At 43.1% G+C, this 22,854-nt stretch carries 15 protein-coding genes; 9 read left to right on the top strand and 6 right to left on the bottom strand.

Annotation, left to right across the window (positions count from 1 at the left end):
- The first annotated feature begins 32 nt into the window (after nt 1–32).
- Nucleotides 33–1,532, top strand: coding sequence for a xylulokinase (gene xylB, locus NSQ36_RS09365; protein ID WP_339205571.1), 1,500 nt, complete (start codon nt 33–35; stop codon nt 1,530–1,532).
- A gap of 89 nt (nt 1,533–1,621) precedes the next feature.
- Nucleotides 1,622–2,305 carry a glycoside hydrolase family 11 protein gene (locus NSQ36_RS09360; protein WP_050943981.1) on the top strand — a complete coding sequence of 228 codons (684 nt, stop codon included), beginning with the start codon at nt 1,622–1,624 and terminating at the stop codon, nt 2,303–2,305.
- 52 nt (nt 2,306–2,357) lie between these two features.
- On the opposite strand, the gene NSQ36_RS09355 is transcribed toward NSQ36_RS09360, so the two are convergent.
- Together NSQ36_RS09355 and NSQ36_RS09350 are read right to left on the bottom strand one after the other, a co-directional pair.
- Entirely contained in the window at nt 2,358–4,394 is a 2,037-nt protein-coding gene (locus tag NSQ36_RS09355) for a molybdopterin oxidoreductase family protein (protein ID WP_322000486.1), read from the bottom strand.
- A 130-nt stretch (nt 4,395–4,524) separates the two neighbouring features.
- The gene (locus NSQ36_RS09350) at nt 4,525–5,721 is read right to left on the bottom strand and encodes a cytochrome P450 (RefSeq protein WP_339205569.1); all 1,197 of its coding nucleotides are present in this window, start codon (nt 5,719–5,721) and stop codon (nt 4,525–4,527) included.
- Between the two features lie 423 nt (nt 5,722–6,144).
- Between NSQ36_RS09350 and proC the strand changes: the two genes are divergently transcribed.
- Genes proC through NSQ36_RS09335 form a run of 3 tightly spaced genes read left to right on the top strand, consistent with a single transcriptional unit; the run spans nt 6,145 to nt 9,426 of the window.
- Nucleotides 6,145–6,990: a pyrroline-5-carboxylate reductase gene (gene proC, locus NSQ36_RS09345; protein WP_137055111.1), complete on the top strand. Its 846-nt coding sequence runs from the start codon at nt 6,145–6,147 to the stop codon at nt 6,988–6,990.
- A 30-nt stretch (nt 6,991–7,020) separates the two neighbouring features.
- Entirely contained in the window at nt 7,021–8,139 is a 1,119-nt protein-coding gene (gene proB, locus NSQ36_RS09340; RefSeq protein ID WP_050943948.1) for a glutamate 5-kinase, read from the top strand.
- A gap of 18 nt (nt 8,140–8,157) precedes the next feature.
- Nucleotides 8,158–9,426 carry a glutamate-5-semialdehyde dehydrogenase gene (locus NSQ36_RS09335; protein WP_335356119.1) on the top strand — a complete coding sequence of 423 codons (1,269 nt, stop codon included), beginning with the start codon at nt 8,158–8,160 and terminating at the stop codon, nt 9,424–9,426.
- 60 nt (nt 9,427–9,486) lie between these two features.
- On the opposite strand, the gene NSQ36_RS09330 is transcribed toward NSQ36_RS09335, so the two are convergent.
- Nucleotides 9,487–10,053, bottom strand: a complete 567-nt coding sequence (locus NSQ36_RS09330) for a GNAT family N-acetyltransferase (RefSeq protein ID WP_050943982.1) — start codon at nt 10,051–10,053, stop codon at nt 9,487–9,489.
- An 86-nt stretch (nt 10,054–10,139) separates the two neighbouring features.
- Here NSQ36_RS09330 and NSQ36_RS09325 point away from each other — a divergent pair, with 86 nt between their 5' ends.
- Nucleotides 10,140–10,961, top strand: coding sequence for a MerR family transcriptional regulator (locus NSQ36_RS09325; RefSeq protein WP_212046014.1), 822 nt, complete (start codon nt 10,140–10,142; stop codon nt 10,959–10,961).
- Nucleotides 10,962–11,008: 47 nt separating this feature from the next.
- Here NSQ36_RS09325 and NSQ36_RS09320 read toward each other — a convergent pair whose 3' ends face one another.
- The 3 genes from NSQ36_RS09320 to NSQ36_RS09310 form a co-directional block, all read right to left on the bottom strand.
- Entirely contained in the window at nt 11,009–12,838 is a 1,830-nt protein-coding gene (locus NSQ36_RS09320) for an ABC transporter ATP-binding protein (RefSeq protein ID WP_212046015.1), read from the bottom strand.
- Nucleotides 12,835–14,568: an ABC transporter ATP-binding protein gene (locus NSQ36_RS09315; RefSeq protein WP_339205564.1), complete on the bottom strand. Its 1,734-nt coding sequence runs from the start codon at nt 14,566–14,568 to the stop codon at nt 12,835–12,837. Before NSQ36_RS09315 ends, NSQ36_RS09320 begins: the two co-directional genes overlap by 4 nt.
- Before the next feature lie 94 nt (nt 14,569–14,662).
- Nucleotides 14,663–15,565, bottom strand: coding sequence for a LysR family transcriptional regulator (locus NSQ36_RS09310; RefSeq protein ID WP_050943953.1), 903 nt, complete (start codon nt 15,563–15,565; stop codon nt 14,663–14,665).
- A 153-nt stretch (nt 15,566–15,718) separates the two neighbouring features.
- Between NSQ36_RS09310 and gltB the strand changes: the two genes are divergently transcribed.
- The 3 genes from gltB to NSQ36_RS09295 all read left to right on the top strand — a co-directional run bounded on the left by gltB (nt 15,719) and on the right by NSQ36_RS09295 (nt 22,775).
- A complete protein-coding gene (gltB, locus tag NSQ36_RS09305; RefSeq protein WP_339205562.1) occupies nt 15,719–20,290 on the top strand; it encodes a glutamate synthase large subunit in 4,572 nt (1,523 codons plus the stop codon).
- A gap of 16 nt (nt 20,291–20,306) precedes the next feature.
- Nucleotides 20,307–21,791: a glutamate synthase small subunit gene (gene gltD / locus NSQ36_RS09300; RefSeq protein WP_106032542.1), complete on the top strand. Its 1,485-nt coding sequence runs from the start codon at nt 20,307–20,309 to the stop codon at nt 21,789–21,791.
- A gap of 282 nt (nt 21,792–22,073) precedes the next feature.
- Complete coding sequence (locus NSQ36_RS09295) at nt 22,074–22,775, top strand: DUF421 domain-containing protein (protein ID WP_170966009.1); 702 nt, start codon at nt 22,074–22,076, stop codon at nt 22,773–22,775.
- Nucleotides 22,776–22,854 lie beyond the last annotated feature (79 nt).

The raw sequence follows: 22,854 nt of genomic DNA, 5'->3' as shown, positions 1-22,854 counted from the left end.
AAGAAGCGGACCTGTTTTGAAGGAGTGAAGACATGAAGTATGTGATGGGAATTGATCTTGGAACGAGCGGAGTCAAAGCCATATTAGTAGATGAGAATGGAAAGGTGTGCGGCGAGGCCACTAAGCCTTACCGCCTCATTCAAGATAAACCTGGATATTGTGAACAGAACCCAGAGGAATGGGTTGAGCAAACAGTGGCTGCGATGAAAGAACTGATGGCAAGGCAGCCTGTCCTTTCAAAGAAAGTAGAGGGCATCAGCTTCTCTGGACAGATGCATGGTCTGGTTCTTTTAAATGAATCCCGCGAGGTGCTCCGCCCTGCGATTTTATGGAATGATACACGAACGACAGCGCAATGTACACATATTACAAAAAAACTGGGGGAACGGCTCCAACAGATTACGAAAAATCAAGCGCTAGAAGGATTCACACTGCCAAAATTATTATGGGTAAAGGAGCATGAACCAGAAATTGATCAACAAATCGACATGTTTTTACTCCCAAAAGATTATGTCAGATTTCGATTAACAGGTTCTGTTCATATCGATTATTCTGATGCGGCTGGCACCTTGTTATTAAATATTGGAGAGCAAGCGTGGAGTGAAGAAATTTGTCAGGCATTTGATATTCCTCCTCATATTTGTCCGCCACTGATCTCATCAGAGGAAGAGGTTGGTATACTATTTCCGCACATTGCACGTGAGACGGGGATCGAAGAGGGTGCAAAAGTCTTTGCTGGCGGGGCAGACAATGCTTGCGGAGCAATTGGTGCTGGTATTTTATCCTCTGGCCGCACGTTATGCAGTATTGGCACATCTGGGGTCATTCTCTCTTACGAAGAGGATCATGAAAGAGAGCTTCAAGGAAACCTGCATTTGTTCCATCATGCAAAAAAAGACGCTTACTACACAATGGGTGTGACCCTTTCAGCAGGATATAGCCTTAACTGGATAAAACATTTACTGGCTCCAGAGGAATCGTTCCAATCACTTTTAGAGGGTGCGGTTGATGTCGCGCCAGGAGCAAATGGATTGCTCTTCACGCCATATTTAGTCGGGGAAAGAACACCTCATGCGGATGCTATCATTCGTGGAAGCTTGATTGGATTAGACAGCCGGCATGAAAGGGCACATGTCGTTAGGGCTGTGCTAGAAGGGATTACTTTCTCGTTAAATGAATCGATCGCTTTATTCAGGCAAGCTGGGAAACACATAGATTCAATTGTTTCCATTGGAGGCGGTGCGAGAAGCCGGACATGGCTTCAAATGCAAGCAGACATTTTTCAGGCAGAGGTCATCCAGTTAGACAATGAACAAGGGCCTGCTTTAGGAGCAGCTATACTGGCCGCCGTTGGCTGCGGTTGGTATCCGTCGCTTGAAGCATGTGCAAATCAGTTTATTCATCAAGCTGCTGTCTATGAGCCAGAGCAGCAGCTTGCAAGTATATATGATGATCTGTTTCATCTGTATCAAAAGGTCTATACACAAACAAGAGATATCCATGCTGGGTTAGAACAATACCGTTCCGTCTAGCAAAAAGGGTGACATGAAAGGAGGTGATGAGTTCGCTTCATCTTAGAGAAGGCAGAACAATTTTAATGAAAAAAGGAGAGGGATTGAAAATGAACTTGAAAAGATTGAGGCTATTGTTTGTGATGTGTATTGGATTTGTGCTGACACTGACGGCTGTACCAGCTCATGCGGAAACGATTTATGACAATAGAATAGGCAATCACAGCGGGTACGATTTTGAATTATGGAAGGATTACGGAAATACCGCAATGACACTCAATAACGGCGGGGCATTTAGCGCGCAATGGAACAATATCGGAAATGCTTTGTTTCGAAAAGGGAAGAAGTTTGATTCCACTAAAACTCATCATCAACTTGGCAACATCTCCATCAATTACAACGCAGCCTTTAACCCAGGCGGGAATTCCTACTTATGTGTCTATGGCTGGACACAATCTCCATTAGCTGAATACTACATTGTTGAGTCATGGGGCACCTATCGCCCAACAGGAACGTATAAAGGATCATTTTATGCCGATGGAGGCACATATGACATTTATGAAACGCTACGTGTCAATCAGCCTTCTATTATTGGAGACGCTACCTTTAAGCAATATTGGAGTGTACGTCAAACAAAACGTACGAGCGGTACTGTATCCGTCAGTGAGCATTTCAGAAAATGGGAAAGCCTAGGTATGCCAATGGGGAAAATGTATGAAACAGCATTAACTGTAGAAGGCTACCGAAGCAACGGAAGTGCGAATGTAATGACCAACCAGCTGATTATTCGATAAAACCAAATGAAAAAAGCCAGCAGTTTTTTGCTGGCTTTTCTTCTGTCTATGATCATTTTTCAACTTCCACTCTGCCCGAAAAGAACGTCGCACCGCCGCCCATATCTGCCAGCCGATCAGGTGTTAGCCCGTTAACTAGATGCTTTTTGCCTTTTTGATCTGCCCATAATCCTTGGCTGACCACAACACCAGGTAATACATTGTGACCGACTGACACGACAAGCTCGCATTCTCCTCGGTCATTGAGCACACGCACCATGTCACCATCTTCAATTTTTCTTGCCTTTGCATCTTGTTCATTCATGTGAAGCTTCGGGAACTTCTCAAGCTTTTGATGCTTTTCATGAAGTGAGAAGGTCGAGTTAAGAAAATTATGATTCGGTCCCGGTATAAAGGTAAGCGGATATTCGCTTTCCTGATAAAGGGGCACGTAGGTAGGAAGCGCCGGATATCCGTCTTTTTTCATTTGTTCAGAATAAAGCTCAATTTTGCCGCTCGGGGTAGAGAGCTTTAAGTCTTGGAAAGGTCCTCGTTTTGCTTTGATCCATTTCTTTTCTTTTAATGCCTCGTATGAAATGTCCTCATAATGCGGATTTTCTGGATGATGAAGGGCTTGTTCCATGAGTTCCGCATCTGTCTCGCGGAAGGCTTCATCTTCAAAGCCCATCGCATGGGCTAACAAGCGAAACACTTCTGTATTGGATTTGCTTTCTCCATAGCGTTCAATCACTGGCTCTTGAATTTGAATATAATGGTGCCAGTATGATGTATAGAAATCCTCATTTTCAAAGGCGGATGTGGCCGGCAGGACAATATCTGCATACTTAGCTGTCTCTGTTAGAAATAGGTCGTGAACGACTGTAAATAAGTCATCTCTCAGCAAACCTTCTCTTACTTTATTCGCTTCAGGCGTCACAACAGCTGGGTTGCACGAGTAGACAAAGAGTGAATCAATGGAAGGCGCTGCATTCGTCAGCACACTGCCTAGCTGATTCATATTAAATGATCTTGGCGTGCGTTCCTTTAATAAATCCGGCCGCTGAAGAGCTGTTTCATTATAGCTGAGAAAAGAAGAGTTTGATTTCATCGCACCGCCGCCCTTGTGGAGCCACTGACCAGTCAGGGCAGGGAGGCAGGAAATGGTTCGAATACTCATTCCGCCATTATCATGGTGCTGCAAACCATTACCAATGCGAATGAGAGACGGCGATGTTTCTGCGTACATTCTTGCAAGTGTAAGGATGTCCTCTTTAGAAACCCCCGTGATGCCCTCAACAGTGTCTGGATCATACTGCTTCACATGCTCACGCAGCTCCTTATGACCGGTTGTATAAGTTTCTAAAAAGGCTTCATCTGTTAGTCCTTCTTTAAAAAGAACATGCATGATGCCAAGGGCAAGGGCACTGTCAGTACCAGGTCGAAGCGGAATGAACCAATCTGCCATCCGTCCGGTTTGGTTCTTGTGTACATCAATCACGACAATCTTTGCTCCTTGCTTTCGCGCTTTTTGTGCGAGGGTGATTTGGTGCATATTGGTCGACACGGCATTGATGCCCCAAAAGATGAATAGTTTCGTATGAATGGTCTCTTCTGGATCTGTCCCAATGCTTGCACCCATTGTATATTTATAGCCAGTCGTTCCTGCTGACTGACAGATGGTCCGGTCTAATTGACTTGAACCAAGACGATAGAAAAAGCGGCGGTCCATGCCTTCTGCATTCAGATTGCCCATATTCCCATAAAAGCTGTAAGGCAGAATACTTTCTGGACCTTTTTCTTCAATCAGTTTTGTCCATTTTTGCCGAATGGTTTCAATGGCTTCTTCCCACGTAATCGGAGCAAATTGTCCATCGCCTTTGCGGCCAACACGCTTCAAAGGAGTGGTCAGTCGCTTTTCATCATATAAACGGGCTGTGACATTCCGCACTTTATTACATATGTTGCCTTGGGTGACGGGGTGGTCTGGATCTCCCTGCACTTTTACGATCTTTCCATTTTCTTTATGTATCAAAAGACCGCACTGATCCGGGCAATCTAACGAACAAACTGATTTGAATATTCCGTCTTTCATTGCTGTATAATCGGTCATGAATTTTTGGCTCCTTTTCTGAAATCCGTTATCACTTTATATGGACTTTATTTTAGCATGTTCGGAGGTGGAAGGTAAGAAAGAGATGATGAATTGAAGAAAATGAAAAAAAGCCCCTCAAAAGGGACTTTTAAAAACGGGTGACCTGTACAGGAAATTCTTTTACCCCAAAAACAAATGTGCTTTGAATAGGTTTTAGCTGATCTGCCGCACAGGTGATGTCTTGAAACGTCTGGAGTAAAATCTCAAGGGCAATGTTGCTCTCAAGGCGGGCAAGCGGTGCACCGAGACAAAAATGGATGCCAAAGCCAAAGCTCATATGCGGGTTTGATTTCCGGTCAAGACGGAACGTATCCGGATCGTCAAATTTCTGTTCATCACGATTTGCTGAAGCAACCCAGCTAATGAGATAGTCTCCTTTTTTAATTTTCGAGCCTGCAATCTCAACATCCTCGGCCGCGATTCGCCCAATGGCTTGAACAGGCGGATAATAGCGTAGCGTTTCCTCGGTCAATTGAGGAATAAGAGAGGGGTCTTGCCGTACTGCTTCGGCGATATGCGGCTGCTCTGTTAGCAGTCTTACTGCATTTGTAATCAAATTGGTCGTTGTCTCATTACCAGCAACAAGTAATAGAATGCAAAAACCAAGTAGTTCATTCTCGGTTAAACGCTCACCATCGATTTCTGCTTGAATAAGAAGTGAGATCAGGTCATCAGCAGGGGATTCTTTTCGTTTTTGGATCAAGTGAGCAAAATAAGTGGACAGCTCTTCTTCTGCGCGTTTCTGCATATCCACTACTGCTTGAATGGCTTCTTTTGATTCATCCTTTGCACCTGCTACTAGGGCATCAGAATGTTTCTTAATGAACGCTCTATCCTTTACCTCTGCGCCGAGAAGCTCAGCAATGATCATGACAGGCAGGGGAGCTGCTAGATCTTCCACGATATCAAACGTACGCTGATCCTTGACTTGTTGCAGCAGGTCATGTGTCAGGTCTTTAATGTTATCTTCTAATTGTTTAATCGCTTTTGGCGTGAATGCTTTATTGACGAGTGCTCTCATTTTTGTATGCTTTGGCGGGTCCATCGTTAAAATACTCGTTTTCGTTGTGCTTCTTCCTCGCTGTGATGAGAACACTTTTGGCTGCTTCAGAACAGACTGGATATCCGCATATCGAAAGAGATCCCAGCACTTTCTTGTTTCATCATATCTAATATCACTCTGGGCACGTAGCTCATTGTAAATAGGGAATGGGAAAAGAAGGTCATCGGTCGAACGGATTTCTTTCATTGGAATGACATTGATATAGTTTTCTTTCACTTTCATTATGAACGCTCCTTTTTCACTTAGTTTCCCTTTCACGGTATCACCCGTAAAATATCATTTCAACGGACATGTTTTCTAAAATATGTCAATAGTCTATTCGGAAGATTCAAGCACATTCATCGTATAGGAAAATAGAAAGTCATTAAAAATGATAGCGCTTTCTAAAAAATAGAATTGAAGTCACCGAAACCAAAAATAAAATGGGGAATTCAGTCGAACGAAAGGGTACTATGATGCAAATACGAATAGTACTTTTGGTCTAAAATGTTGTTTTGCAAAAGCGCAGTCAGTATACATACAGCAAGCGGTTGAACGCGTATTCGGGACTTTTGAAAAGCGCTGGCTCTTTCTTGACACGATTTCTCATCATGTTACGATAACTAACGTGCGAAAAACACGAACAAAAAGCGAACAAGGGAGAGGATCAATATCATTGATCAAAAGAAAGTTGCTTTCATTGGAGCAGGTTCTATGGCGGAAGGAATGATTGCCGGGATTGTGCGATCAGGACAAATGCCGCTAGGCCAAATTTACGCAACAAACAGACAAAATCAAATTCGATTGAATGAACTAACGACACGTTACGGAATACAAACAGCCACAATGGATTCTTTTCCTTTTGAAGAAATGGATATGTTGATCCTGGCCATGAAGCCAAAGGATGCTGAAACAGCACTTGAATCGTTAAAACCTCATATTCGGAGAGACCAGCTGATCATGTCTGTCCTTGCAGGCGTGAAGCAATCGTATATTGAAGATATGCTGCATGAAGGACAGCCCGTGATGAGGGTCATGCCGAATACGTCAAGTACGATCGGGGCTTCAGCGACCGCTTTATGTGCGGGACGTTATGTGAAAGACGACCATATCAGCATGAGTCAGGCTCTTTTATCTGAAATGGGCGAAGTGTATACCATTCAGGAAGAGCAAATGGATATTTTCACTGGAATTGCCGGAAGCGGACCAGCCTATTTTTATTTCTTAATGGAAAGAATCGAAGAAGCAGGAGAAGAAGCCGGTTTATCTAAGGAATTGTCTCGCCAAATTGGCGCGCAGACACTTCTCGGTGCTGCGAAAATGCTGCAAGAAACAGAGGAAGACCCTTCTACTCTGAGAGAGAAAATTACGTCACCAAATGGAACAACAGCTGCAGGACTGAATGCATTAGATGATTTTGGCGGAGGAGAAGCAATCAAGCAGGCCGTCAAACATGCTGCCAATCGATCAAAAGAGATCAGCAAACAGCAAAAACAAAAAGTATCTATATAATAAATAGAGCTCAGGTACAGGAGTGATAAGGTGTACGCAGATAAAGAGAGAAAACGAATTGTTGTAAAAATCGGAAGCAGCTCTCTTACTAGCTTTCAAGGGGAGATTAGTTTGAAAAAACTAGAAAACCTCGTCAATCAAATTGTGAAACTCAAAGATGAAGGACACGAAGTCATTTTGGTTTCATCTGGTGCGGTTGCAGCTGGTTACCGAAAACTAGGATTTATCGATAGACCCAAAACACTGCCGGAAAAACAGGCATCTGCCTCAATTGGGCAAGGCCTTTTAATGGAATCATATTCTACTTTATTTTTATCACACGGTTATATTGCCTCACAGCTTTTAATCACAAGAAGTGATTTTTCAGATGAAACGCGCTATCAAAATGTGCGCAACACGATGAATGTGTTATTAGATCGAGGCATCATTCCGATTATCAATGAAAATGATACAGTGACGATTAACCGCTTGAAGTTTGGAGATAACGATACATTGTCTGCAAAAGTAGCTGGCCTCATTGACGCGGATTTCCTTGCCATTTTATCTGATATTGATGGCTTGTATGAAGAGAACCCGCATACAAATCCGAATGCGAAAAGAATTCTTGAAGTCACAGACATCACAGAAGACATCGAAGCAGCAGCTGGAGATGCAGGGAGCAGTGTGGGCACAGGCGGAATGAAATCAAAGCTCGATGCGTTTAAAATTTCAATGGCAGCTGGCATTAACGGCTTTTTAGGCAAAGCGGATACGCCTCACATTTTAGACAAAGCCATTAATGGAACAGAGGACGGCACTTATTTTACCGCTGATGAAAATTTAGCACCGCTGAATTACAAGAAGCAGTGGATTGCCTTTCATTCTGGACCAAAAGGCGAGATTGTTGTTCAAAAGAAATCGCAGGAACACCTCATGCATAGGGAGAAATGCCTTGATTCGGGTGGCATTGTCAATGTAAAGGGTTCGTTTAAAAAAGGCGATGTCGTCCGCATTTTAGATCAAGATGGAAGAGAAATCGGGCTTGGTATTGTGAATTATCCATCTGACGAACTTGCACTGAGCAGTGACTCGTTGCAGGATGAAGTGGTTCATGTCGTCGATCTTGAAGCTTTTGTTTGTCATTTAGATTTATCGATACCAGTTTGCTAACCAAAAGGGAGGAATTCCATGACACTGACAGCTGAAGTTGTCACATCGGTCAAAGAAAAAGCAAAAAAAGCAAAGCACGTTTCAAAAAAACTAGGTTTACTTCATACAGAGGATAAAAACGAGGCACTGCTGAAACTAGCAGAAGCGTTAGAACAAAATAGCACGTTCATCTTGCAAGAGAATGAAAAGGATATAGATGCCGGGAAGGAAAAGGGCTTCTCAGAGGCACTCTTGGATCGTTTAATGTTAAATGAAGAAAGAATTCATGAGTTTGCCGAAAGCTTGCGGCTTGTGACGAGATTAACAGATCCTGTTGGAGAAATATTGGATGAATGGACTCTTGAAAACGGCTTGCATGTGAAAAGCCGAAGAGTACCGCTCGGCGTGATCGGGATGATCTATGAAGCGAGACCGAACGTCACTGTCGATGCAGCAGGGCTTGCCCTTAAGGCAGGCAACGCAGTGATTTTAAAAGGCGGTTCCTCCGCTATTTCTTCCAACAAAGCCATTGTAAGTGTTATTCATGAAGCATTAGATCAAACAAAGATTCCGCGTGATGCGGTGCAATTGATAGAACAAACAGACCGTTCATCGGTTCAAGCGATGCTTCATCTAAAAGAATGGATCGATGTCTTAATTCCGCGAGGCGGAGCTTCTTTAATCAAAACCGTGGTTGAACAATCTACCATTCCTGTCCTTGAAACAGGAACAGGAAACTGTCATGTCTTTATTGATCAAACAGCCAATGTGAAAAAAGCCATTGAGATTGTCATCAATGCAAAAACGAATCGTCCGGCTGTATGTAATGCACTTGAGACGCTAATCATCCATCGCGATTGGCTGAAAGAAAATGCGGCATCGTTGAATGAAGCTCTGCTAGAGCACCATGTCACCGTACATGGCGACGAGGAAGCACTGTCTCATTTTTCAAACGCCATTCCTGCTGAGGAAGTGGACTGGACAGATGAGTATTTAAGTCTTGATCTTGCAGTAAAGGTAGTCGATTCAATCGAGGAAGCGATCCACCATATTGAAGAGTACGGTACAAAACATTCAGAAGCCATCGTGACAGAGGATGAAGAGCAGGCACTTAAGTTTTTAAACGAAGTCGATGCGGCGGCGGTTTATCATAACGCATCTACCCGTTTTACAGACGGCGGTGCACTTGGATATGGGGCTGAAATTGGCATTTCTACTCAAAAACTGCATGCAAGAGGTCCGATGGGACTTCCAGCACTCACGACAACGAAGCTGCTTCTGTCGGGTGACGGTCAGATTAGAAGCTAGATGAGATTCAAAAAACACTACCTTTTTTCATGGGGTAGTGTTTTTTGATGCTGATATTTATTAGCTAGAGCAGGTTTTCTTCATCACTTTCTCAAATTTAAAAAATTCAAATTCTTCAGGTGCTGAAGGCTTAGTTTCTTGATCAGCTGCATGAGGTGCGTTCGGATCTGGATGTTTCATATGATAAAATTCCACAATTTGAAAGCCGCACTTATTGACATAGAAATGAATGTTGCGTTTTTCAAAATACGGGGTCACAACCTCCCAAACAATCGTTTCTGGATATTGCGCCTCGATGGCTTTCCATGCTGCCTGACCAATGCCTTTTCCGTGTGAGGATGAAGAGATGTATAATAAGTCAACTGAGTTGTGGTGGGTCTCTTGGTTGATTTTAATGACAACACCGCCTGCTTTTTCGCCATTTAGCATAATATGGTAAACGATGTGTTCATTCGAATGAAAAGATTCATCAATCACTTCACCTGGAGGAGTCGGTCCATCATGCGCATCGCCAAATGCGTCAATCACACCAGCTGTAAAAGCTTTCTGTAGCTCATTTTTCATAAAAGGGAAGTCCTCTTTTTTTGCAAGTTCTAATGCCACTTCATGTTGAGTGATGTTGTTCATGTTTTTATCCTTTCCAAGCGTAGTGGTGTTCTGCATGTTATCATAAAGGGTGGAGTAACTCCATAGTCAAGAGGGGAGCCTTAGTTATGATAAATGATGTGCAAAAAACATTTTTTACTGGAGAATTTGCCAAGCTATTTGATGTAAAGAAAGACACCTTGTTTTATTACGATAAAATTGATTTATTTAAGCCAGCTGGTGTTCATGAAAATGGGTACCGATACTATACACTTGAGCAATTTGATCATTTTATAGCGATTCAATCCCTTCGAGCTGTGCAATTTCCGATAAAAGAGTTAAAACAATATTTCACTGAGCCTTCCCGAGAAAGGCTCCAAAGCCTAGCAGCTGAACAAATAGAAAAGGTCAAACAAGAGATTGAAAAACTTCAAGATATCCAGTCTTTTCTTATGCGGGTCATGGAGACGACGCAGGAACTATCATCTGTCAAAATGGGGGAGGTCTTGTTTCAAGAGCTGCCAGAAGAACCAGTTGTATTAAGTGCACCGAACCCGATTGACATGAATACATCCGTAGAAGAAATATCTCGTATTGTTGGACATTTTCTAAAGGAAATTGGCATAAAAGGGGCTGCGGCAAATGGGGCTGTCTTAAAAAAGGAGCAGTTCCTTCAGCGTCACTATCATCAGTCAGATCAGCTGTTTTGCCGAATGGAAGCGCCGGAAGCAGTTAAAAAACCTGCCGGCCTTTATGCGGTGATGTATGATCAAGGATCATACGAGGAGATTGATTCTGCTTATTCGCGCTTGTTAGATGAAATTGAAAAAGAGGACATGATGCTAGATGGAGATGTATTTGAGGAGTATTTGCTTCATTCACTCATGTCTAAAGATGAAGCAGAGTATATAACGAAACTCAGTGTAAAAGTGAAAAAGCGTTTAGATTAACCAAAAAAGGATAGACCGCATGGATGCGTGTCTATCCTTTTTTATATTTAACCCACTTGATTCTCCGTAAATTGGCTCATATATAAGTCTGCATAGAAGCCATTTTGTTTTAAGAGTTCGCTGTGCGTTCCTTTTTCAATGATGGTGCCATCTTTCATGACTAGAATAACGTCGGCATCCTTGATCGTCGAAAGTCTGTGTGCAATGACGAAGCTTGTTCTGCCTTTCATCAATTCATTCATCGCTTTTTGAATGTGCATCTCTGTCCGTGTATCCACACTGCTCGTCGCTTCATCTAATATTAAGATTTTTGGATCAGATAAAATCGCACGGGCGATGGTTAACAGCTGACGCTGACCTTGAGACAGGTTGCCGGCATCTTCTGTTAAGAGTGTGTCATATCCGTCTGGAAGCGTGCGGATGAAGTCATCAGCATAAGCATGTTTGGCGGCTTTAATGACATCCTCTTTTGAGACGTTCTGCCTGCCATAGGCAATATTGTCGTGAATCGTCCCTTCAAAAAGCCACGTATCCTGAAGAACCATCGCAAATAGGTCGCGTACTTGATGACGGCTGAGGTCAGTTGTTTTGACACCGCCGATGCGGATAGAGCCTTGATCTAATTCATAGAAACGCATTAAAAGATTGATGATGGTTGTTTTTCCTGCTCCTGTTGGCCCGACAATCGCAACCGTTTGACCTTCTTTGACATCTAAAGTCAAATCTTTAATAATCGGATGGTCTTTTTCATATCCGAATTGAACTTGTTCAAAGCTCACATCGCCTGAAAGTGATTCAAGATCAATCGCTGCATCTTCCTCGGGACTTTCTTCTTTCTCATCCAGAATTTCAAACACCCTTTCAGCAGAAGCAATCGCTGATTGAACCAAGTTGGCGACACTTGATGCTTGCACTAGCGGTTGAGACATTTGCTGCGTGTATTGAATAAACGCCTGCACATCTCCGACACGAATATTCCCGTTAATCACAAGAATACCGCCGGCTACACTGACTGCCACATAGCCGAGGTTCCCGATAAACGTCATCACTGGCATCATTAAGCCAGAAATGAACTGTGCTTTCCTTGATGATTCATACAGCTGCTCGTTTAATTGATCAAATGTATCGATCGCTTTCTTTTCGTAGCCATACGCACGAACTGTCTGATGCCCTGTGAACATTTCATTAATATGTCCATTGATCATCCCGAGCTCTTTTTGCTGCGCTTTAAAATGCTTTTGAGAAAATGACGTAATGCCGCGAATCGCAAACAGGCTGAGCGGCAGTGTTAAACAAACAAGCAAGGTTAGCAGCGGACTAATCAATAGCATCATGACGACAATCCCAATGACCGTGATGACAGATGTAATCACTTGGGTGAGTGCCTGCTGAAGCGAAGTATTAATATTATCGATATCATTCATTACACGGCTCAGCGTGTCCCCGTGGGTTGTTTTATCAAAATACCGAAGGGGGAGACGTGTGAGCTTGTCATTTGCTTCTTGCCGTAATTCAGCAATGGTCTGTTGAGAGACACCGGCCATGACATATTGCTGAACGAATGAAAAGAGAGCAGCAACGACGTATAGCACGACAAGCAGCCATAAGATTCGTGAAATGACATCAAATTGTACAGCTGTTCCTTGTGTAAAGCTGTCAAACAGGGAAGAGGTGGCATCCCCGAGTAGCTTTGGACTAATGACGTTAAAGACGGTTGAACCGACTGCTGCAATGAAGACAATGATCAATTGAATCTTCCTTGGTTTTAAATAGCCAATCAAACGAAGCAGTGTTTTCTTAAATTCCTTTGGTTTTGCGACAGGTCCTCTAGGGTGGCCGCCTTTATGGCCCATGCCGGAAGACATTTTTTTACTCATCCTCGCTCCACCTCCTGACCTTCCTGTGATGCAACAATCTCTTGATAGACAAGGTTCTCCTTCAGTAATTGTTCATGTGTTCCGATACCTGCGATTTTCCCATCATCTAGTACGATGATTTTATCACTATGCTTCACTGTGCTGATTCTTTGCGCCACAATGATGAGGGCTGCATGCGCTTTTTCAGCTTCTAATGATGCCCGAAGCTTCGCATCTGTTTTGTAATCAAGTGCTGAGAAACTATCGTCAAACAGATAGAATGACGGCTTTCTCACTAGCGCTCTTGCAATAGAAAGACGCTGCTTTTGACCGCCAGATAGATTCGATCCACCCTGGTCAATTTCCGCATCGATGCCGCCATCTTTTTGCAAAACAAATTCTTCTGCCTGCGCCGTTCGCAGCGCCTGCCAGACGTCTTCATCGCTTGCATTCTGCCTGCCGAAGCGCACATTATCGGCAATGGTTCCGCTAAATAAAACCGCTTTTTGAGAAACATAGCCCATCTGGCCTCTTAGTTTCTCCTGAGGCAGCTCTCTAATGTCTACACCATCTAGTGTAATCCGGCCTTCAGTTGCTTCGTAAAAGCGCGTCATTAGCTGGAGAAGGGTGGTTTTCCCTGAACCTGTACTTCCGATAATAGCTGTCGTTTCGCCAGTTTTGGCTTCAAATGTAATATCTTGAACAGCCGGTTTTTCAGCATTTGAGTAATAAAATGACACATCCTCAAAGCGAATGGATTGTGCTGGCGCGCGCAGGTCAGGAACCGTTCTTTCATTGTCTTGAATTTTCGGTTCCATGTTTAACACTTCATTCATCCGTTTAGCTGATGCTTGTGCTCTTGGGACCATAATAAAGCTCATTGACAGCATAATCAGTGCCATCAAAATCATCATCGCATATTGGATAAAGGCAATGAGGTTCCCTACTTCCATCTCTCCGGCATCAATTCGGTTTGCACCTAGCCAGACAATGCCGATATTCGTGAAGTTCATGATAATCAGCATAAATGGAAACAAGTAAGCCATTAAACGGTTGACTCTAAGGCCGGTATCCTTGTAGGATGTGTTGGCTTCTTGAAAACGCTCCTTTTCATCATCTACTCGGTTAAAAGCACGAATGACCCGGATGCCTGAAAGAGATTCTCGCATAATTAAATTCAGCCGGTCTGTTTTTTTCTGAAGCTGGCCAAAGAGCGGAATGGCTTTTCTCGACACCAAATAGATAAATCCGCCAAGAAGGGGAAGTGCTGCTAAAAAGATGAGAGACAGGACAGCATCGCGTGATACAGCTAAAATAATTCCGCCGACAAGCATAAGCGGGGCTCTCGTCATCATTTGTAAAATCATGATCGTGACATCTTGGACTTGTTTTACATCATTTGTTGATCTTGTAATAAAGGAAGACGTTCCGATCTTTTGAAATTCTTCTAATGAAAATTGTTCGACATGCACAAATAGCTGTCTTCTCATATCACGCCCGAAGCCAAGTGCAGTCTTTGATGACAAGTAGGACTTCCAGATCGTGAGTAAGATGGCAAGTAAAGAACAGGCCACCATCCAGCCGCCAACCTTCCATATGTAAGCAATATCTCCTTGGACGATCCCGACATCGACGATATCTGCCGTAAGCGTCGGTAAATACAGCTGGAGCATACTGCTTAAAAAGGTGAGGATCACAATGGACACAACGGACAGCCGATACGGCTTTAAAAACGATAAAATTGATTTCATACGAATACCTTTCTTCCATATAGTGTGTTGTTCTGTAACTCATCATATACAAAGAGGGATTATTTCCACAAATGAAATGTCTTGTTTTAATGAATTATTTATATTGTTCAATTTTAGAAAAGAAATCCTTCACAAACACATAAAAATCATGAGCAGAAGGAGACATTTCTCGTGATTTAGAAGCAATAATTCCAACCGTTCTTCTCACTTGCGGAAAATCGATCGGAATTTTCACTGTAAAGCGCGGTGTGGTTTCATAAAAGGCGCTTTCGGGTAATAAGGTAACGCCCATACCCGCCGATACGAGACCTTTAATGGCGTCTAAATCTTCACCTTCTGATGAAATGGTTGGCTCATAACCTGCCTGCTTACAAGCATCAACCGCAATTTGTCTCAGGACATATCCTTCCGGAAATAACACGAAATGATCTTTTCTTAAATCACTTAAATGAATACTCCTTTGTCCGCTAAAGGGGTGGCTGACAGGCAGCAAGGCATAAATGCTTTCTGAAAACAAAATATGTCCTTCTATTTGAGGATCGTTTGTCGGTACGGGTCCTAAAAAGGCGAGATCAATATCTCGATTTTTTACAGCTTCAATGAGAAATTTATAGGATCCTTGACGAAGTAAAAAATCGACCTCTGGGTATTCCTGTTTAAAGGCGGAAATGACAGAAGGTAGCACTTGGCTTGCTAGGCTAGTAGGAAAGCCGATATTGACGGTTCCTTTGTGTGGATCTAAATATTCATCAATTTGTTCTTTCGCATAATCAATGGCTTTTAGAGCCGTTCTGACATGATCTAAAAATTGTCTGCCGATCTTCGTTAATTTGATATTTCGTCCTTCTCGTTCGAATAAGGCCACTCCAAGTTCTTCTTCTAAATTCGCAATCTGCCGGCTGATCGCAGATTGGGCAACATGTAAGTTTTCAGCCGCTTCTGACACGTGTTCACGGTCTGCGACTTCTACAAAATAACGTAACTGACGAAGCTCCATTTTTACACTTCACACCCATCTATCTCAAAAAGAGATTGTTTTCATCTAAATTATATATTGTTTATATTAATTTGAAAACTTAAAATAAGTTACAGAGTTTGTGAGATTTTATTACTGTGAAAAAACGGATCTTTTAAACGGGGGAGAGAAACGATGACTTATAATCAACTACCACAACCACAAGGTCTCTACCGTCCTGAATTTGAACATGATGCATGTGGGATCGGACTGTACGCTCATTTAAAAGGGGAAGCGACACACAGCATCGTCAAAAAGGGATTACAAATGCTGTGCCAGCTTGATCACCGCGGCGGGCAAGGCAGTGATCCGTATACAGGTGATGGTGCCGGCTTAATGGTACAACTACCAGACGCTTTCTTTAGAAAAAGCTGCAAAGACTTTGCACTTCCTGAAAAGGGCCGTTACGGGGTAGGAATGGTCTTCTTTTCAAAAGAGGATGACGAGAAAACGCGCCAAGCCATCGAGCAAAAAATCAACGGGTTCATTAAACAAGAAGGTCAAACATTAATTGGCTGGAGAACAGTTCCTATTGATGCCGGGAAAATTGGTACTGTCGCAGCGAAGAGCTGTCCGGTTGTGAGGCAAGTCTTTATCGGGGCAAATGACAAGATCATAGATCGTTTGTCATTTGAAAGAAAATTATATGTCATTCGTAAGCAGGCTGAGAACTGGGGGACAGCAGAGGAAAAGCAATTTTACTTTGTCAGCCTGTCGAGTCAAACCATTGTATACAAGGGGCTTTTAACATCAGATCAAGTCGATGCTTTTTATCTTGATCTTCAGGATGAAACATTTGTTTCTGCATTTTCACTTGTTCATTCACGATTTAGTACAAATACATTTCCTACATGGGAAAGAGCCCATCCAAACCGCTATTTGATTCACAACGGTGAAATCAACACATTAAGAGGAAACATCAATTGGATGAGAGCAAGAGAACAACAATTCGTATCTGAAGCTTTCGGAGATGATTTAGACAAGATTTTGCCAGTGCTGAATGCAGACGGAAGTGATTCATCCATTCTAGACAATGCCTTTGAATTCTTTGTGCTTGCAGGCCGAACACCTGCTCATACAGCGATGATGCTGATTCCAGAGCCATGGACTGAAAACACGCACATGTCGAAAGAAAAACGGGCATTTTATGAATACCATAGTTCTCTTATGGAGCCGTGGGATGGGCCAACAGCTATTTCCTTTACTGATGGTAAACAAATCGGAGCCATCTTAGACCGAAACGGATTAAGACCGGCAAGATACTATGTCACAAATGATGATCATATCATTTTCTCTTCTGAGGTCGGTGTGATCGACACAAATGAAGAGGATGTGAAGTATAAAGATCGTCTTGAGCCAGGTAAAATGCTTTTAATTGATTTAGAAGAAGGGCGAATTATTTCTGACGAAGAAGTGAAATCGACGATTGCGAATGAACTTCCTTATCAAAAATGGCTTGATGAAGAAATGGTGCACGTCAATCGCTCGGAAGAAAATTCAGAAAATTCTAGTATAATGGATGATTTATTGACGCGCCAGCGTGCCTTCCATTATACGTACGAGGACATTCAAAAGTATTTAATTCCTTTACTAGAAGAAGGCAAGGACCCAATCGGTTCAATGGGAAGCGACACTCCGCTTGCTGTGTTATCAGATCGTGCGCAGTCTCTGTTTTCTTACTTCAAGCAGCTGTTTGCACAAGTGACGAACCCGCCGATTGACGCCATTCGTGAGCAGCTTGTGACATCTACGATGACGTGGTTAGGTGCTGAAGGAGATATTTTACATCCGAATGAATATTCATGCCGACGAATTAAACTGTATACACCCGTCTTAACAAGCGGGCAGTTTAACGGTTTGAGAACAATTGTTCATAATGCCTTTAAAAGTAAAACGATTCATACTCTTTTTACCGATGATTTAAAGCGCGGGCTGGATGCGATGTTTGAAGAGGCGGAAAAAGCGATCCGCGAAGGTGTATCTTTATTAATTCTTTCCGATCGTGAAATGACGGAAGAAAAAGTGCCGATTCCACCACTTCTAGCGCTAAGTGCACTGCATCAGCATCTTGTGCGTCAAGGCTTACGGACAAAGGTGAGTCTGATCGTTGAATCTGGAGAAGTCAGAGAGGTTCATCATTTTGCCGCACTGATTGGCTACGGAGCAGATGCGATCCATCCTTATCTTGTGTATGAAACGTACAAACAGCTGATTGCAGAAGAAGCGATCTCTTTCAGCTTTGATGAAGCAGTCACTAAGTTTGGTAAAAGCGTAACCGAAGGTGTCGTCAAAGTCATGTCTAAAGTGGGTATCTCCACTGTGCAAAGCTATAGAGGAGCCCAAATCTTTGAAGCCGTTGGTATTAGTGAAGACGTCATTCAGGCGTATTTCACGGGAACAGCTTCTCAGCTTGGCGGGATTGACCTTGAGACCATTGCACATGAAGCAAAACTTCGTCATGAAGCAGGGTATCAGGCAGCGACTGATCAAACACTCGAATCAGGAAGTGACTTCCAGTGGAGAAAAAATGGTGAGCACCATGCCTTTAATCCAAAAACGATCCATACGCTTCAGTGGGCATGTCGCAATGAAGATTACGATCTATTTAAGCAATATACAAAGGCAGCGGACGAAGAAAGAATCGGCTTCCTTCGAAATTTATTTGCTTTCCAGCCAAAACAAAAACCAGTTCGTTTGGAAGACGTTGAATCTGCTGAATCCATCGTGCGCCGATTCAAGACAGGCGCCATGTCATTTGGGTCTTTAAGTAAAGAAGCGCACGAAGCACTTGCGATTGCCATGAACCGAATTGGCGGTAAAAGTAACAGCGGAGAAGGCGGAGAAGATCCTGCACGCTTTACAGTTGATGAACGCGGCGATGATCGCAGAAGTGCGATTAAACAAATTGCTTCTGGCCGCTTTGGCGTAAAGAGTCATTATTTGGTCAATGCAGATGAACTGCAAATTAAAATGGCACAAGGGGCAAAGCCTGGAGAAGGCGGACAGCTGCCAGGAAATAAAGTATACCCTTGGGTCGCCGATGTACGCGGATCTACACCAGGCGTCGGATTGATTTCACCACCGCCGCATCATGATATTTATTCCATCGAGGATTTAGCGCAGCTGATCCATGATTTGAAAAACGCGAACCGTGATGCCCGCATCAGCGTCAAGCTTGTGTCTAAAGCAGGCGTTGGTACGATTGCAGCAGGTGTTGCAAAAGGAACGGCGGATGTCATTGTGATCAGTGGATACGATGGTGGCACAGGAGCTTCGCCGAAAACGAGTATTAAACACACAGGACTTCCTTGGGAGCTCGGTTTGGCAGAGGCGCATCAAACCCTTGTGTTAAACGGCCTTCGCGAGAGAGTCGTTCTTGAAACGGACGGAAAGTTAATGACTGGTCGCGACGTTGTCATGGCTGCGATATTAGGAGCAGAAGAATATGGCTTTGCGACAGCTCCACTTGTCGTATTGGGCTGCGTGATGATGAGAGCATGTCATTTAGATACTTGCCCAGTCGGCGTCGCTACACAGAATCCAGAGCTTCGTAAAAAATTCATGGGGAACCCTGACCATATTGTGAATTTCATGATGTTTATTGCAGAGGAAGTAAGAGAAATCTTAGCGGAGCTCGGCTTTACATCAATGGATGAATTAATTGGACGCACGGATGTTCTAGGAGTTAGCGAACGAGCAAAAGCTCACTGGAAAGCAGGCCAGCTAGACCTTGAAACACTGCTTTATCAGCCAGAAGGAGCTCGTACATTCAGAACACCGCAAAATCATAAAATTGATGAATCACTGGATATGAATGAAATCCTCCCTTATGTACAGGAAGCGTTGAATCATCAAACACCGGTTGATCTATCATTGAATATTCGCAATATCAATCGTGTGGCCGGAACCATTACTGGAAGTGAAGTGTCTAAACGCTACGGGGTAGAAGGCTTGCCAGAGGATACGATCACACTAAGGTTCACTGGTTCCGCAGGACAAAGCTTCGGCGCATTTGTGCCAAAGGGCATGTCTCTCTATTTAACAGGTGATTCAAATGACTATATCGGCAAAGGACTCTCTGGAGGCAAAATTGCGGTCAAAACATCTGATCACTTTGTACAAAATGGACATGAAAACGTCATTGTTGGAAACGTCGCATTCTACGGAGCGACAAGTGGAAAAGCCTATATTAACGGGCGTGCAGGTGAGCGCTTTGCCGTTCGTAATTCAGGCGTGCAGGTGGTTGTTGAAGGAATCGGTGATCACGGCTGTGAATACATGACTGGCGGACGTGTCGTCATTTTAGGAGACGTCGGAAAGAACTTCGGCGCAGGAATGTCTGGCGGCGTAGCTTATGTCCATACATCCGATGCGAAACAGTTCAAAAGAATGTGCAACATGGAAATGATCATGTTTGAAAAACTCACAGATCACGATGAAGAGCAAGAAGTGAAACAGCTGATTCAAGAGCACCTTCACTATACAAACAGCGCAAAAGCTTCGGCACTTTTAGAAAACTGGGCGCAAGAAAAGGATCAATTCATCAAGGTCATTCCGAGAAATTACAAAATGATGCTTCAAAGCATTGAAGAACAAAAGCAAGCGGGCCTTAGTCATGAGGAAGCGGTCATGTATGCCTTTGAAGCAAACACAAAACCGAAAAATCAAGAAACGGCAAACGGGCAAAAAGCAGCCCTCGCTCATTAAGAAAGGGGAGAGGACAATGGGCAAAGCAACAGGTTTTATGGATTATAAAAGAGAAAAGCCAAATGAACGTGACCCTCTCACTCGTCAGAATGACTGGAAAGAATATTCAGCTCCTTATACAGATGACGTATTGAAGAAGCAGGGCGCTAGATGTATGGATTGCGGCACACCGTTTTGTCAAATTGGGATGGAGATCAAAGGCGGCGTGTCAGGCTGCCCGATCTACAATTTAATTCCAGAATGGAACGACCTTGTGTATCGAGGCAGATGGAAAGAAGCGCTCGAAAGACTGCAAAAAACAAATAATTTCCCTGAATTTACTGGGAGAGTGTGTCCAGCGCCTTGCGAAGGGTCATGTACAGTCGCCATCAATGATCCAGCTGTTTCGATTAAAAATATCGAACGCACCATCATTGATAAAGGCTTTGAAAATGGATGGATCACACCGAGAATTCCTTCAAGCCGTACAGGCAAGAAGATTGCCATTGTCGGCTCAGGACCAGCAGGACTTGCAAGTGCTGATCAATTAAACCAAGCAGGCCACGCCGTCACAGTGTTCGAACGGTCTGATCGCCTTGGCGGACTGCTGACATACGGCATTCCAAACATGAAGCTGGACAAAGAAGTAGTGGAACGAAGAGTCAAACTGCTAAGACAAGAAGGCATTGATTTTGTAACGAACACAGAAATTGGCGTCGATGTCACTGCCGATGAACTGAAAGAGCAGTTTGATGCGGTCATCCTTTGTACAGGTGCACAAAAGCAGCGTGACCTGTTGATTGAAGGCCGGGAAGCTAAAGGGATTCACCTAGCGATGGATTATTTGACCCTCGCAACAAAAAGCATGCTGGATTCAGGATTTAAAGACAAAAACTTCATTGATGCAAAAGGAAAAGACGTGATTGTCATTGGCGGGGGAGATACAGGTGCAGATTGCGTTGCAACTGCACTTCGCCAAAAAGCAAAAAGTGTTGTTCAGTTCGGGAAGCATCCGAAGCTTCCGGATACACGTGTAGGGGATAACATGTGGCCTGAACAGCCTTACGTCTTCTCACTCGATTATGCTTATGAAGAAGCACAAGCAAAATTCGGGGAAGATCCGCGTCAATATTCCATTCAAACCACAAAAATTGTGGCAGACAAAAATGGAAAATTAAAAGAGCTTCATACGATTCAAATGGAAAAGGTGAAAAACGAACAAGGGAAGTTTGAATTTCATGAGATTCCAGGGACAGAAAAAGTATGGCCGGCTCAGCTAGTCTTTATTGCAATTGGTTTTGAGGGAACTGAACAGCCACTCGTGAAACACTTTGGCGTGGACAGCAAAAACAATCGCATTGACGCAACGTATGGGGAGTATACAACAAATGTAGAAGGCGTATTTGCAGCGGGAGATGCAAGACGCGGGCAAAGCTTGATTGTCTGGGCAATTAATGAAGGCAGACAAGTGGCGCACGAGGTAGACCGTTATTTAATGGGGAGTTCGGTTCTGCCAAAATAGGTCAAACAAAGGGTGTTTACACATATAAAGGAAAGCCATGACCGAAGAGTGGTCATGGCTTTTTATGAATCAGATATTTTGATTTACTATCACTTTTTTCCGCTCTAGGCAGTGAGCTGATTTGAAAATCCATCTTTCATGAGGTGACATTCAAGCACCAGATCATGGATGCGTCAAAGTATATGACTCATTGCTTGAGGTAGACGACGTTTTACTTTGTAAACGGTTTAGATCCTTCCTTTCATGTGCATGCTGTAGGTAAATGCACTTTGAAAGGAAGGTATGTTTGTGCCATTTTTTAATATTTTGATTGAACTGTTTATCGGATTTTTTGCCTTATTTTCTATAATAAAATTATTAGGGAAAACACAATTTGCACAAATCACGCCGTTTGATTTTATTTCTGCACTGATTTTAGGCGAAATGGTCGGAAACGCCATTTTCGACCCAGAAGTCAAGATTCAGCACATTTTGTTTGCTGTTGCGGTATGGGGCGTTCTTCTCTATACAGTTGAATGGTTTTCACAGCGCTTTAAAGGTATTCGAGCCTTTTTAGAAGGAAGACCGACACTTGTCATTGATCAAGGGAAGATTCACTACAAACGTTTAAAGAAAAATATGCTGGATCTCAATCAGCTACAAACACTGATTCGCGCGAAGGGTCATTTTGCTTTGAATGAAATTGAATATGCCATTTTGGAAACAGACGGCTCGGTAAGCGTTCTTCCGAAAATGAAATACGCAACAGCCACCGCAGAAGATGTGAACGTGAAGGGAAAAGAAGTCAAATTACCTAGAACGTTTATTATTGACGGTGAAATTTTAAAAAAAGATTTACAAGAAGCTGGCTTCGATGAAACATGGCTGAGTGAGCAATTAAAAAAGCAGCACATTTCTTCCTATCGAGACGTTCTATTTTGTGAATGGATTGAAAATGAAGGGATTTATGCAATGAAATATGAAAAGTCCAAAAAACATCCATAACATCTATAAGTGGGTGTTTTTTTGTGCGTGTCATGAATAGGATCAAAAAGAATGTTTGATTGAAAACGTTCACAAAGAG

This window comes from Bacillus sp. FSL W8-1143 (assembly GCF_037965155.1).
GTDB lineage: Bacteria > Bacillota > Bacilli > Bacillales > Bacillaceae > Bacillus > Bacillus pumilus.
Note: the sequence above shows the minus strand (reverse complement) of the source record. Positions and strands in the feature narration are given on the sequence as shown.

Coding starts and splice junctions, on each gene's coding strand:
- NSQ36_RS09295 (WP_170966009.1), top strand. CDS start 22,074: ATGTTTGTGCCATTTTTTAATATTTTGATTGAACTGTTTATCGGATTT.
- NSQ36_RS09355 (WP_322000486.1), bottom strand. CDS start 4,394: ATGACCGATTATACAGCAATGAAAGACGGAATATTCAAATCAGTTTGT.
- NSQ36_RS09320 (WP_212046015.1), bottom strand. CDS start 12,838: ATGAGTAAAAAAATGTCTTCCGGCATGGGCCATAAAGGCGGCCACCCT.
- xylB (WP_339205571.1), top strand. CDS start 33: ATGAAGTATGTGATGGGAATTGATCTTGGAACGAGCGGAGTCAAAGCC.
- NSQ36_RS09335 (WP_335356119.1), top strand. CDS start 8,158: ATGACACTGACAGCTGAAGTTGTCACATCGGTCAAAGAAAAAGCAAAA.
- NSQ36_RS09310 (WP_050943953.1), bottom strand. CDS start 15,565: ATGGAGCTTCGTCAGTTACGTTATTTTGTAGAAGTCGCAGACCGTGAA.
- NSQ36_RS09350 (WP_339205569.1), bottom strand. CDS start 5,721: ATGAAAGTGAAAGAAAACTATATCAATGTCATTCCAATGAAAGAAATC.
- gltB (WP_339205562.1), top strand. CDS start 15,719: ATGACTTATAATCAACTACCACAACCACAAGGTCTCTACCGTCCTGAA.
- NSQ36_RS09330 (WP_050943982.1), bottom strand. CDS start 10,053: ATGAACAACATCACTCAACATGAAGTGGCATTAGAACTTGCAAAAAAA.
- NSQ36_RS09315 (WP_339205564.1), bottom strand. CDS start 14,568: ATGAAATCAATTTTATCGTTTTTAAAGCCGTATCGGCTGTCCGTTGTG.
- NSQ36_RS09325 (WP_212046014.1), top strand. CDS start 10,140: ATGATAAATGATGTGCAAAAAACATTTTTTACTGGAGAATTTGCCAAG.
- gltD (WP_106032542.1), top strand. CDS start 20,307: ATGGGCAAAGCAACAGGTTTTATGGATTATAAAAGAGAAAAGCCAAAT.
- NSQ36_RS09360 (WP_050943981.1), top strand. CDS start 1,622: ATGAACTTGAAAAGATTGAGGCTATTGTTTGTGATGTGTATTGGATTT.